Annotated in this window: 15 protein-coding genes; 5 read left to right on the forward strand and 10 right to left on the reverse strand. The window is 69.5% G+C overall.

Annotated features, from left to right (window positions below; all coding sequences use genetic code 11):
* Positions 1-63 precede the first annotated feature (63 nt).
* The 6 genes from ACTHL4_RS15745 to ACTHL4_RS15770 form a co-directional block, all read right to left on the reverse strand.
* On the reverse strand, positions 64-852 hold the full coding sequence (locus tag ACTHL4_RS15745; RefSeq protein WP_440283708.1) for a 3-hydroxyisobutyryl-CoA hydrolase: 789 nt from the start codon (positions 850-852) through the stop codon (positions 64-66).
* 35 nt (positions 853-887) lie between these two features.
* Positions 888-2063 (reverse strand): transaldolase, encoded by a 1176-nt coding sequence (tal, locus tag ACTHL4_RS15750; protein ID WP_440283709.1) that lies wholly within the window; start codon positions 2061-2063, stop codon positions 888-890.
* Positions 2027-4267, reverse strand: coding sequence for a catalase (locus ACTHL4_RS15755; protein WP_440283710.1), 2241 nt, complete (start codon positions 4265-4267; stop codon positions 2027-2029). The genes tal and ACTHL4_RS15755 overlap by 37 nt, the downstream gene beginning before the upstream one ends.
* 93 nt (positions 4268-4360) lie before the next feature.
* On the reverse strand, positions 4361-4618 hold the full coding sequence (locus ACTHL4_RS15760; protein ID WP_440283711.1) for a hypothetical protein: 258 nt from the start codon (positions 4616-4618) through the stop codon (positions 4361-4363).
* Positions 4615-5577: an SDR family NAD(P)-dependent oxidoreductase gene (locus ACTHL4_RS15765; protein WP_440283712.1), complete on the reverse strand. Its 963-nt coding sequence runs from the start codon at positions 5575-5577 to the stop codon at positions 4615-4617. The genes ACTHL4_RS15760 and ACTHL4_RS15765 overlap by 4 nt, the downstream gene beginning before the upstream one ends.
* The gene (locus tag ACTHL4_RS15770) at positions 5570-5857 is read right to left on the reverse strand and encodes a hypothetical protein (protein WP_440283713.1); all 288 of its coding nucleotides are present in this window, start codon (positions 5855-5857) and stop codon (positions 5570-5572) included. Before ACTHL4_RS15770 ends, ACTHL4_RS15765 begins: the two co-directional genes overlap by 8 nt.
* A 224-nt stretch (positions 5858-6081) precedes the next feature.
* On the opposite strand from ACTHL4_RS15770, the gene ACTHL4_RS15775 reads away from it, so the two are divergent.
* Genes ACTHL4_RS15775 through ACTHL4_RS15795 form a run of 5 tightly spaced genes read left to right on the forward strand, consistent with a single transcriptional unit; the run spans position 6082 to position 8606 of the window.
* Positions 6082-6450, forward strand: a complete 369-nt coding sequence (locus ACTHL4_RS15775; protein ID WP_440283714.1) for a hypothetical protein — start codon at positions 6082-6084, stop codon at positions 6448-6450.
* Complete coding sequence (locus ACTHL4_RS15780) at positions 6447-7676, forward strand: NRAMP family divalent metal transporter (RefSeq protein ID WP_440283715.1); 1230 nt, start codon at positions 6447-6449, stop codon at positions 7674-7676. Before ACTHL4_RS15775 ends, ACTHL4_RS15780 begins: the two co-directional genes overlap by 4 nt.
* Complete coding sequence (locus ACTHL4_RS15785; RefSeq protein WP_440283716.1) at positions 7676-8065, forward strand: hypothetical protein; 390 nt, start codon at positions 7676-7678, stop codon at positions 8063-8065. Before ACTHL4_RS15780 ends, ACTHL4_RS15785 begins: the two co-directional genes overlap by 1 nt.
* Positions 8062-8406, forward strand: a complete 345-nt coding sequence (locus ACTHL4_RS15790) for a PRC-barrel domain-containing protein (RefSeq protein ID WP_440283717.1) — start codon at positions 8062-8064, stop codon at positions 8404-8406. The genes ACTHL4_RS15785 and ACTHL4_RS15790 overlap by 4 nt, the downstream gene beginning before the upstream one ends.
* The gene (locus ACTHL4_RS15795) at positions 8403-8606 is read left to right on the forward strand and encodes a hypothetical protein (RefSeq protein ID WP_440283718.1); all 204 of its coding nucleotides are present in this window, start codon (positions 8403-8405) and stop codon (positions 8604-8606) included. The genes ACTHL4_RS15790 and ACTHL4_RS15795 overlap by 4 nt, the downstream gene beginning before the upstream one ends.
* A gap of 10 nt (positions 8607-8616) precedes the next feature.
* On the opposite strand, the gene ACTHL4_RS15800 is transcribed toward ACTHL4_RS15795, so the two are convergent.
* The 4 genes from ACTHL4_RS15800 to ACTHL4_RS15815 are packed head-to-tail and all read right to left on the reverse strand — an operon-like array spanning position 8617 to position 11602.
* Positions 8617-9630, reverse strand: a complete 1014-nt coding sequence (locus ACTHL4_RS15800) for a DNA topoisomerase IB (RefSeq protein ID WP_440283719.1) — start codon at positions 9628-9630, stop codon at positions 8617-8619.
* Positions 9627-9824, reverse strand: a complete 198-nt coding sequence (locus ACTHL4_RS15805; RefSeq protein ID WP_440283720.1) for a hypothetical protein — start codon at positions 9822-9824, stop codon at positions 9627-9629. The genes ACTHL4_RS15800 and ACTHL4_RS15805 overlap by 4 nt, the downstream gene beginning before the upstream one ends.
* A 60-nt stretch (positions 9825-9884) precedes the next feature.
* Positions 9885-10805, reverse strand: coding sequence for a glycosyltransferase family 2 protein (locus ACTHL4_RS15810; protein WP_440283721.1), 921 nt, complete (start codon positions 10803-10805; stop codon positions 9885-9887).
* Positions 10802-11602 carry a SigB/SigF/SigG family RNA polymerase sigma factor gene (locus ACTHL4_RS15815; RefSeq protein WP_440283722.1) on the reverse strand — a complete coding sequence of 267 codons (801 nt, stop codon included), beginning with the start codon at positions 11600-11602 and terminating at the stop codon, positions 10802-10804. The genes ACTHL4_RS15810 and ACTHL4_RS15815 overlap by 4 nt, the downstream gene beginning before the upstream one ends.
* Positions 11603-11937: the final 335 nt, after the last annotated feature.

The following is an 11937-nucleotide window of genomic DNA, read 5'->3' on the forward strand; positions in this document are numbered from 1 at the left end:
TGCAAGATAGTCGTTCTCGCGCGCCCACCGCAGCGAGCGGTGGGTGGCCTTCCACGCGGCGGGCTACTTGCCGGCCAGCGCCTCCGCCGCGGCCTGCGCCTCGGGCTCCGTGCGCCGCCCGAGTCGCTCGACGATCTGCTCGACGGTGTCGGCGGCATACACCTGGTCGATCCAGGGACGCTGCGCCAGCACCGTTGAGCGCGGCGGGGTCTCGGCATACTTCTGTATGGCGCTCTCGACACCGCCTGCGACCACCGCCGCGATCAGGCCCGGCAGTGCGCCGGAGCGCACGAAGTGATCGGCGAAGCCCAGCGCGACGGCGTCGCCGCCGTCCAGCGGGCCCGCGGTGAGCGCCAGATGCGTGCCGGTCTCCCCCGGCGCGTGCGCCAGCAGGTGGATGCCGCCGACGTCGGGCACGAAGCCGATCCCGGTCTCCGGCATCGCAATCCGTGACCGTTCGGTGACGATCCGGGTGTTGCCGTGGGCCGAGACGCCGACACCACCGCCCATCACGATGCCGTCCATGAGTGCGACATACGGCTTCGGGAAGCGGCTGATGGCGTCGTTCAACAGGTATTCGGCGCGCCAGAAGTCCAGGATGCCGGTGCCGCCGCTGACGGCGTCGGCGTGCATCGCCACGACGTCCCCGCCGGCGCACAGGCCGCGCTCGCCCGCGCCGTCGAGCAGCACGGCGGTGATGCCGGGGTCGACCGCCCACGCGTCCAGGGTGCAGTGCAGTGTCCGCACCATCTGCGCGGTGAGCGCGTTGATGGCCCGTGGCCGGTTCAGGGTCACCCGCCCGACCGATCCGGTCACGCGGACCAGCACGGTGGGTTCGGTCTGCGATGTCACCTGCTGCACGCTAGATCACGCGGCGTGCCCCGCCGTCACGGGCCTGATCGACGTTCGTCCTGCGCCATCCGGCCGAGTTGCTCACGGACCGATTCCGCGAGCTGTGCCCAGCTCTGCTCGAACTTGCCGACCCCGTCGCGCTCCAACTGGTCGGCGAGCTGCGCCATGTCGACGCCGTGGTCCTCGGCGGTCCGCACCGTCCGGTCGGCGGCGTCGAACCGATCGGTGATCGTGTCCGTCGTGATCCGGCCATGATCGGCCACCGCCCGCAGAGTGGCCAGCGGCATCGTACTGACCGTCTGCGGGGCGACCAGTTCCTCGACATACAGGGTGTCCCGCAGGGCGGGGTCCTTCACTCCGGTCGACGCCCACAGCGGCCGCTGCGGCCGGGCGCCCTGCTCCTGCAGCTCGCGCCAGTCGGCACTGCGCAGCGTCTCGGTGAAGATCCGGTAGGCGCAGCGGGCATTCGCGATCGCGACCTGGCCGCGGAACGCCTCGGTGTCCTGCCGGTCATCGGCGCCGAGGCGCGCGTCGATCGCGGCGTCCACCCGGCTGACGAAGAAGGAGGCGACCGAGGCGATCTGCGCCAGGTTCAGGTTGCGCTCCACGGCGGTGCGCAGCCCGGCGAGGTAGGCGTCGCTGACCTCCCGGTAGCGGCTGAGCGAGAAGATCAGCGTCACGTTGACGCTGATGCCCTCGCCGATGAGCTGCTCGATCGCCGGGATGCCCTCGGCCGTGGCCGGCACCTTGACGAAGAGGTTCTCCCGGTCGACGGTCTCCCACAGCCGGCGCGCCTGCGCGACGGTCGCCTGCGTGTCGTGTGCCAGGCCCGGGTCGACCTCTAGGGAGACCCGGCCGTTGCGGCGGTCGGTCGCGTCATACACCTGCCGTAGGCGGTCACACGCGGACCGCACGTCGTCGGTGGTGATGCGAAACACCGCCTCCGACGCCGAGACACCTTCGAAGGCAAGATGTTTCAGTTGTTCGTCGTACCGATCACCTCGCGCCAGAGCGGACGCGAAAATGGTCGGATTGGTGGTGATCCCGACCACCGAGTAATGCTCGATCAGGTCGTCCAGATCGCCGGCGAGCAGTTCGCGCGACAGATCGTCCAGCCACACGGCGACCCCGTTGGCCGAGAGGCGTTGCAACGCATCGGTCTTCGGGATCTCCATCACCGTGCGCCGCCCTGCGGCCCGAAGCGCTGCCACACCCGATGCTGCTGCAGGTCGTGCAGCACAGCCTCGGCCACCACAGCGGCCTCACCCACCTGCACTCCCGGTGCGCCGGCGGCCACACCCGCCGCCGGCAGCACGTCCGGGCCGCCGCCGACGGCGCCAATCGACTTGGAGTGCCGCCAGAACTCGCCCACCAGCTTCGCCACCCGCGGGTCGACGGTGCGGTCCGGCCCATCGTCATATCCGGCCTTGGCGTCCAGATTCGGCACCGCATCCGGTGCCGGGGCCGCGGACGTCAACACCACGACCGCGTCGAACTCGATCGAGGCGGCCGTGAGGTAGGTACGCTGCGCGGGCACGCCCGCGACGTCGCCGCCGTGGGGCGCGACCGGGATGGCCAGCACGCCGGCGTCGAGCAGGGCTGCACGCACCTGCGCGACCTCCTCGCCGTCGCTGTCGTCATCCACGATCAGGGCCACCTGACGTCCCGCCACCGGCCACGCGTGCCCGACCTGGCTGAGCGCCGCACTGGTCTCGACGTCGGCGGCCGGCGCGACGGTCGGCTCGGGCACCGGGATGCCCAGCGCCGCCGCGACCCGCTCGGTCAGCTCGTCGTCGATGCTGGCCAGACAGGCGACCTCCCGCTCCTTGACCGCCTGCTCGTAGCACTTGCCCAGCTCGAACGAGTACGCCTGCGCGACGTGTTCCTGCTCCACCGGCGTCAGCGAGCGGTAGAACAGCGTCGCCTGGCTGTAGTGGTCGTCGAAGCCGGCCGGTTGCTCGCGCACCGTATGACTCTCGGCGACCTTCTCGGGCACGTCGATGTATGCCGCGGAGCTGTCGTCGGCCAGGAACGGGCAGCCGCCGTCCAGTGAGTTCGGGTGGTATGGCGCGGCGCCGCCCTGGTCGGCGTCCTGGTGGAAACCGTCCCGCAGCATGTCGTTCACCGGCGCATGCGTGCGGTTGATCGGGATCTGCTCGAAGTTGGGCCCGCCCAGCCGGGTCAGCTGGGTGTCCAAGTAGGAGAACAGCCGGGCCTGCAGCAGCGGGTCGTTCGTGACGTCGATGCCGCGGACCAGATGCCCGGGGTGGAACGCCACCTGCTCGGTCTCGGCGAAGTAGTTCACCGGGTTGGCGTCCAAGGTCATCGTCCCGATGAGCTGCACGGGTGCCAGCTCCTCGGGCACCAGTTTGGTGGGATCCAGCAGGTCGATGCCCTCGAACATCTGGTCCTCGGTGTCCGGGAAGACCTGCACGCCGAGGTCCCAGCTGGGGAAGGCGCCCGCCTCGATGGCGTCCGCGAGGTCACGCCGGTGGAAGTCCGGGTCGTTGCCGGCGGCCAACTGGGCCTCCTCCCAGGTCAGCGAATGCACCCCGAGCGCCGGCTTCCAGTGCCACTTGACCAGGGAGGTCTCCCCCGCCTCGTTGATCAGCCGGAAGGTGTGCACGCCGAAGCCCTCCATCATCCGGTAGGACCGCGGGATGCCGCGGTCGGACATCTGCCACATGGTGTGCGCCTGCGCCTCGGTGTGCAGGGAGACGAAGTCCCAGAAGCCGTCGTGCGCGCTCTGCGCTTGCGGAATCTCGTTGCTGGGGTTGGGCTTCACCGCATGGACGACGTCCGGGAACTTGATGCCGTCCTGGATGAAGAAGACCGGGATGTTGTTGCCGACGAGGTCGAAGACACCTTCCCCGGTGTAGAACTTGGTGGCGAAACCGCGGGTGTCGCGTGCGGTGTCCATCGATCCCCGCGAACCGACGACGTTGGAGAAACGCAGGAAGACCGGCGTCCGCGCACCCTCTCGCAGGAAGGCCGCGCAGGTCAGGCTTTCGGCGGCCCCGTTGGCCACGAAATGGCCGTGCGCAGCAGCACCCCGCGCGTGCACCACCCGCTCCGGGATGCGCTCGTGGTCGAAGTGCATGATCTTCTCGCGCAGATGGTGGTCCCGCAGCAGGATCGGGCCGCGCGGTCCGGCCTTGAGCGAGATGTCGGTCTCGCGCAGCCGCACGCCACCGGCCGTGGTCAGGTAGGCGCCCTGTTGTGCGGCGTAGGTGGGCTCGACGCCGAGCGGCAGTCCGGTCGGCGAGGTCGGCGCCGGCCCGTGCTGGTCCGGCTTCGGCGGCAGCGGCTCACGTGGAGTGGTCGGTTCGTCCACCGGTGCCGGTTCGGCTCCCGGCCGGCCCGGCGCCTCCACCCGCACCCGCTGTGCCCGGTGCTGGTCCTGCGAGTTGCTCACGACGTACTCCCTACCCGCGCCGCAGCGCGAACGTCTTGTCCCTCGAATCGTTGTGCGGTGCAACGGATCCCGCAGTACCCCACGCGATGACGTTCACACGTCGTCGCGCAGGGAGGTGGAGGTCACCGCGGCGCCCTTCGACTCGTCCGGCGGTCCGTCCTCCTCCTGTCGCGCCGCTTCCTCCGGCGGGATGCCTTCGTCGATCTGCAGTCCGCGCTCGTTGTCCGGCACGCGCAGGTTGCGGATCTCGGACACCTGCCGTTCACGGCCCCCGTCACCTTCCGGGTGTGGCCCGTCCGGTGCGGGCTCGTCGGTTTGCTCGTCCGGCGCACGTCCGGTTGTGTCGTTCATTCGTTGTTCCTCCTTGCTGCGCGGTCGCCGAGTGCGGTCAGTAGGCGCACACCCGACCCGACACGGCGTCGCAGGGCCGCTCCCGGTGCCAGGTCGCCGGTGCGCTGCTCACCGGAGGAGTCCGACGCGGGCAGGCACCGGGAGATCAACCCGGTGAACCGGATGGTGAGTCCTGGCGCGATGCCGTGGGCTCGGCCGGCGCACCAGGCCAACGGTGTCAGTGAGACCCACGGCTTGCCGGCCAGCACGGCGTCGACGATGCGCCGTGCGGCGCGGTCTGCGTCGATCGACAGCAGCGGCAACGACGCTCCGGCAGCGAACCATCGGTAGTCGTCGGCTCCGCGCTGCAGGAATCGTGCGTGGGTGTGCGCGCCCGTGCGCATCAGACCGGGCACGACGGTGGTGCAGGTCACGCCGCTGCCGGCCAGGTCCGCCGACAACCCCTCGGAGAACCCCCGCGCCCCGAACTTGGCGGCGCCGTAGGGCACCAGGCGCGGCGCACTGACCACCCCGCCGAGTGAGGACACCACCCCGATCCGTCCGCGGCCCGCGGACCGCATCGCGCCGAGGACGGCATCCGCCAGGTGGATCGGTCCGAGCAGCATCGTGCGGATCGCGTCCTCGTACATCGCCACCGTGGCCGTCTCGGCCGGCAGGACCTGGATGACACCGGCCACATGGATGGCCACCTCGACCCGTTCGGCGCCTACGCCGGAGATCCAGTCGCGCGTCTGCTGTTCGTCCCGGACGTCGCAGACAGTGGTGTGCACCTGCAGTCCCTCGCCCGCGAGTTGGGTTCGCATCCGGTCGAGTTCGTCGCCTGAGCGGGCGCACGTGTGCACTTCGTAGCCGCGGTCGGCGAGTTCGCGACAGATCAGCAGGCCGAGTCCACGGGAGCCGCCCGCCACGACCGCACAGCCGCGGGTGCCCGCGGCCGGTGCGGACGCCGGCTCACTCATCGGCATCGATCAGCTTGCAGAACGTGCTGTCCTCCCCGTCCGCCTTCCGAGCCTGGTAGAGGAACGCGAGGCCCCGGCTGTCGAACGTCTCGAACCATTCGTCCCAGCCGACCTCGGTCAGCCCGTCCTCGGAGCCACCCGGGAAGTCGATGCGCAGGACTCCCCCGCCGCTCTCGTCCTGCGTGCTCGCCACAACGGCCGGGACACCATCGTGGCTCTGCACCCATTGCTTGATCTCGTCATGGTCCTTGGTGGTGTGCTCGACCGATTCGCTTGCCATGGTGTCCTCCTCGTGCCGGCGCCGGTGGTCGGCGGATCGCCCGCGGCATACCCCTAACCGACACCGGCAAACGCGGTCCGGCACCCGGACGGCTGGCGGTTGTCTTGTCCGAGCGCGGGTATCAGCAACTCATGTCGCACGGTGAACATCGCCGATCGCGCCCGCCGGTCGTCGCCTGCGCCGTGAGGCGGGCGTTGGCGGGTTGCGCCACGCCCTCGCCGACGATGTCGGACTACCAGACCACGACCCGCACGACCGCACGCGGGGTCGCCGGCATCGTCGCCACGACGAGGACGGGCGCGCAGGCCTGGCACGACGGCAAGATGATGAAGGCGTACGCCGACACCATGGTGTCGCACGCCGAGGACGACGTCGGCTCCATCGTCAGCACCTACGACAGCAGACAGCCACCCACCGAGGCGGCCATCCAGCTCAAGGACAAGATCGACAAGCCGTTGCAAGCAGCATCCAGCTCCTTGACAGACCTACGAATTGCGTTGCGGCGCAACGATCGTCAGGGCGTCGCCCAGTCGATCAAGGATCTGGCCGCCCCGCTGAAGACGCTCAAGGGCATGGAGCAGGTGGGACTGTGAAGCGCGTCTTCGTCATCACTCTCGGGCTGGTCACCGCGATCGGCGGCTTCCTCGACATCGGCAACGTCGTCACCAGCGGCGTCACCGGTGCCCGCTTCGGGATGTCGCTGGCCTGGGCGATCGTCATCGGGACCTTCGGGATGACGGTGTATGCCGAGATGGCCGGCCGGGTGACCGCGGTGGCGGGACGTCCTGTCTTTCACATCGTGCGCGAGCGGCTCGGGGTGCGCTTCGGCTTGTTCAACCTGCTGGCCACCTGCGTGCTCAACCTGCTGACGCTGGCGGCGGAGATCGGCGGTGTCGGCCTCGCACTGGAACTGGTCAGCGACGTCAACTACCTGCTGTGGGTGCCGCTGATCGCCTTGGCGATGTGGGGCGTCATCTGGCGTATGCCGTTCAAGGCCATCGAGAACGTGTTCGGGGTCATCGGCCTGGCGCTGCTGGTCTTCGTGCTGGCCCTCTTCTGGCTCCCCACCGACTGGGGGACGCTGCTGCACGGCGCGACGCATCCGTCGGTGCCGGGCCAGGAGGCCTATTCGACCTACTTCTTCTACGCGGTCTCGTTGATCGGCGCCTGCCTGGTGCCCTACCAGATCATCTTCTTCTCCTCCGGTGGCATGGAGGAGGGCTGGACCCGCAAGTCGATGGTCGAGATGCGCGTGAACACGATCGTGGGATTCCCGCTCGGCGGGTTGCTCAGCATCGCGCTGATGGCGACGTCCGCGGTGGTGCTGCAGCCGCTCGGGTCGGGCGTGGGGCACCTGGACGAGGTGGGCCTGCCCGTCGCGTTGGCCTTCGGCAAGGTCGGCCTGGCGTTCGCGCTGGTGGGATTCTTCGCGGCGACCTTCGCCGCCAGTGCGGAAGCCACTCTCTCCACCGGATATTCGGTCGCACAATACTTCGGTTGGGCGTGGGGCAAATGGCTGCGGCCGTCCGCTGCCCCGCAGTTCCACATCATCTGCCTGCTGACGCTGATCGCCGGAGCGATGGTGGTGCTGACCACCATCGACCCGATCACCATCACCATCATGTCCGTCGTGCTGGGTGCTGCCGCCATCCCGCTGACATTCATGCCGGTGCTGATCATCGCCAACGACCGCGACTATCTGGGCGATCGGGTGAACGGGAAGCTGGCGAACACCCTGGGCGTCATCTTCCTGACCATCATCGGCGTGGTCTCCGTCGCCACGCTGCCGCTGCTGTTCTGGACACGAGGAGGTTCCTGATGCCCGAGTGGGAGTGGCAGGCAGCCGCATTGAGCCAACTGCTGGACGTGCAGATCTACTCCGCCGACGGCGACCCCGTCGGCAAGGTGGACGACGTGGAGTTCAGGGTTCCCGACGACGGCGGCCCACCGGTGCTCGAGGCACTGCTGTGCGGACCGACGGCGTTCGGACCTCGCGTCGGCGGCGTGATCGGGCTGGCGATCTGGTCCATCGGTCGTCGCCTGTCGCCCACCGGCGGAAGCCCGGTCCGCATCCCGCTCAGCGAGGTGCAGCGGATCAACCGCCGGGAGATCCGGTTGCGCGAGACCGCGCGTGGTCTCGGGATCCACCGGACCACCGACTGGGCACGCGACAACATCGTCAAGGCGATCCCCGGAGGCTCGCGATGAGAGCGGTCGACCTACTGGGTCTGGCAGCGGTCGACACCGCAGGCCGGTCCCTCGGCAAGGTGCACGACGTCCGGCTGGAAACCGGTGCACCTCCCACGCCGGACTCCGGCGAACCGGCCTTCGCCATCAGCGCGCTGCTGATCGGCAAGGCCGGCTACGCCCACCGCCTCGGCTACGGCCGCGGCCAGATGGCCGGGCCGTGGCCACTGACGTCCTTCTTCCGCCGGATGGCGAAGCGTTCGATCGTGGTGCCGTGGTCCGACGTGGAAGAGGTCGGCACGCACCTGATCAGCGTGCGGGTCGACTCGCGCGAGCACAGCGCCGGAGGAGAGGCGACATGACACAGAACGGAGGCATCGACGTCCTGATCGCATGGTGCATCTTCGGCGTGCTCGTGGTGCTGCTGTGCTGGTTCGTCCTGCGCGGCCACGACGACGCGACGATGCGCGCCGACGAGTCGGACCAGCAGGACGGGGACGATCAGCCGCGTGACGACGACACCGATGCGGATCGGCCCGGCTACAGCAGCGCGCCGCGGTGAGGCGCATCGGTCACGCGTCCCGCAGGATCTCCAGCAATTGCCGTTCGACCCGGCGGCGGACCGCGCTGCTGTGCTGCAGGACCGGCCCACGGCAACGGCCGACGGTACGCCCGGTCGCCTCATAGGCGCTCACCAGACGCGGATCGACGTAGCTGTTGCGTGCCACGGCCACGGTGTCGCCGAGGGTGTCGGCAGCGGCGGCCACCGCATCGCGCACGTGCTGGCCCCGGTCTCCCCCACGCGCGGCCCCGGCCGCGAGCGATTCAGCGGCAGCAACGGTCGCCGCCCACGTCCGCAGGTCCTTCACCGAGAACTCGTCGCCGGCCAACGCGTGGAACCGCCCGATGACCAGGGCGCTGGTGAGGTGATGCCACCCCTGTTCGTCATGGAAGGACAGCAGGTAGTCCTTCCCGCCACGGTCCCGGGTGAGCCGCACGATCCGCGACGCCATCAGGGAGTCCGGCACCGTCACCTGGGCGAGCTCGCCGCCCTTCGCCGGGAATTCCAGCGTCACACCCGTGCCGGAACCCCGCACGTGCTGCACGAGCAGCGTGGCGGCGCCGTGGGATCCGTTCTCCTGCTCGTAGGCTTCCGAGCCGATCCGCAGTGAACCGGTGTCCAGCAGCAGCAGCGCCAGCGACTCGACAGCTTCCCGCGGTGGCGGACCGCCGGCCCATGCCCCGAGTTTCCGGCGCAGCTGCCGCCGCAGGCCGGGCAGTTGCTGCCCCAGGTGGACCACTCGCTCGAACTTCTCGGCGTCCCGGGCCGCACGCCAGTCGGGATGGTAGAGGTATTGCGTGCGACCGGCCGCATCCACGCCGGTCGCCAGCAGGTGCGCCTGCGGGTCCACGCAGATCCACACCTTGGTCCAGGCCGGCGGTATGGCCAGTTGCTCGATGCGCGCGCGTGTCTGCGCGTCGACCGTCCCACCCGCCGGGTCGCGGTAGGAGAAGCCGCGGCCGGCGCGACGGCGGCTGATGCCCGGTTCGCTGGTGTCGGCGCGCCGCAGCGACGTCTGGGTCACAGATCGCCGGCCGCGACCGCCGCCGCCCGCAACTGCCGGATCTGCTCGACGACGACCCGCTCCTCGTCGATGACCTGTTGGAGGTCCGGATTGACCGCCGCGCTGGGGTCGCCCGGTGCTGCAGCAGGGACGACGCGCGCGGCGTCCTCGAGCGCCGCCAGCCGTGCGATGAGAGTGCGAAGATCGTCAGCCATCAGATACCTCCGAAGACGAGCGGTGCGTGAAATGGCTTGTCGGGCGGGCGTTCTCGGCGCTCACCACACCGACTCGCGGTGTCGCCGCCGACTGGGTGTCGCCCCGCGGCGACGCGCTTCGAGCAGGCAGAGGGCACTGTCCAGCTCCGGTGCCATCACCGTGCGGTCACGCATGATCCACGGCACGTCGCGCACGAACATGCCGAGCCCGCGCAGCAGGGTCCGCCACGACGGCGTCGTGCGGGCGATGAACCACGTCCAGGAGACCGCACGCCGCCACGGGCGGTGCAGCCACGCCGTGGTCAGGGTGTTGCGCACTCCGTAGTGACGCAGGTGGGGCGCGTTGACCCCGCTCGGGTAGTGGCGCACCACGACCTGTGGGTCGTAACGCATCCGCCAACCGTGCCGCAGCAACGGGATGGCGACCGTCTCCTCCTCGCCGCCGATGAAGAAGCGCGGGTCGTAACCGCCCACGTCCAGGAACGCCTCGCGCCGCACGACCACGGCACCGGCCATGAAACCCATCAACACCGTGCCCGGAATGCCCGCGTCCTCCGGCAACGGACTGCCCTCCATCTCCCGCGAGATCGGGTCGAGCCGGGCTTCGTCGTTGACCAGGATCCGAGCGTTCACCACGGCCAGCGACGGGTGCCGGTCCAGCAGGCCGACCGAGCGTTCGAGGCCGGCGTGTTCGAACCAGCCGTCGTCGTCGCAGAAGGCGATGTATGGCGTGCCGGCGCGCTCCGCACCGACATTCCGGGCAGCCGCCCCGCGGTTGCGTGCCAGGCGGACGACCTCGACGCCGCTGCGCTGCAGACGGTCTACGGTGTCGTCGGTGGACGCATTGTCGACCGCGATGATGGGCACACCGAGCGACAGGAGGCTGTCCAGCGTGCGGTCGATCCAGCTCGCACAATTGTGCGTGAGCAGCACGACCGTCAGCCGCTCGGCGAGAGCGGCAGCCGTCGCGCTCGGGCTCACGATGCTGCGCTGATGTCGTTCTCGGCTGCCATCGCCCGGCGCAGCCGGAGCAGGATGTCGGCGAGCAGCCGGGAGACCTGCATCTGGCTGACACCGATCCGCTGCCCGATCTGTCGCTGGGTCAGGTTGTCGACGAAGCGCAACCGGACGATCAGCCGCTCCCGCGCCTTGAGGCTGCGCAGCAACGGCCGCAGCGCCTCGAAGTCCTCGACCCGTGCCAGGTCGCTCGAGGTCTCGCCCAGGGTGTCGCACAGCGACATACCGCTGTCGTGGTCCACCGGCGCGTCCATGGAGCGGGCGACGTACTGACCGTCGACCGCCTGGGCGTGCTCGACGTCCTGCACCGCGATGCCGAGCGTCTCGGCCACCTCGGCGGCGCTGGGATCCCGACCGAGCTCCTGAGCCAGGCTCTCCACGCACGACCGGACGGCCAGGCTCTGCTCCTGCAACTGGCGCGGGGGGCGCACCGCCCATCCGTGATCACGGAAGTGCCGTTTCAGCTCACCGGTGATGGTCGGTACGGCGAACGCCAGGAAGCCCGAGCCGTGGCCGGGCTTGTAACGGCGCACCGCCTGCACCAGCCCGAGCAGGGCGACCTGCTCCAGATCCTGTCGTTCCAGGCCGCGGTGGTCGTAGCGGTGGGCGATCGAGGTCGCCAGTGCCACATGGTCGAGCACGACCTCGTGACGCAACCGGGCGGCGGTGGCGCGGTTGGAATGTTGTGCCTTGCGGAGCATGTCCTCGGCGCTCGAGGTGCGTTGCGAGGAGGACCTGCTGATGACTGCTGAGTGCGGCATGGCTCTTGTCTTCCACGAGAAACCACGCCGACCACGCTTCTTGAGCCGACACGTTGGTTTCACCTTGACACCCTCCGCGCAAGTCGGCAAGGGGCGACCGCGGTCCGGTCGGACAATTCCATTGTGCCACAACGTGATTCGGATCAAAAGAAAGTCCGTGGACGCTCGTTCAGGTCAACCGTCAGGCCCACCCGCAGACCGACCCGCGCGCACTGCTACGACGTCCGGTAGGACATCGGCCCGGACGATTCGACGCCATACCGATGGGGTACCGGCTCGGCATGCGAGTGCTCGGGATCAATGCCCTGTTCCACGACCCGTCGGCTGCCCTGGTC

Source organism: Flexivirga sp. (assembly GCF_051955415.1).
GTDB lineage: Bacteria > Actinomycetota > Actinomycetes > Actinomycetales > Dermatophilaceae > Flexivirga.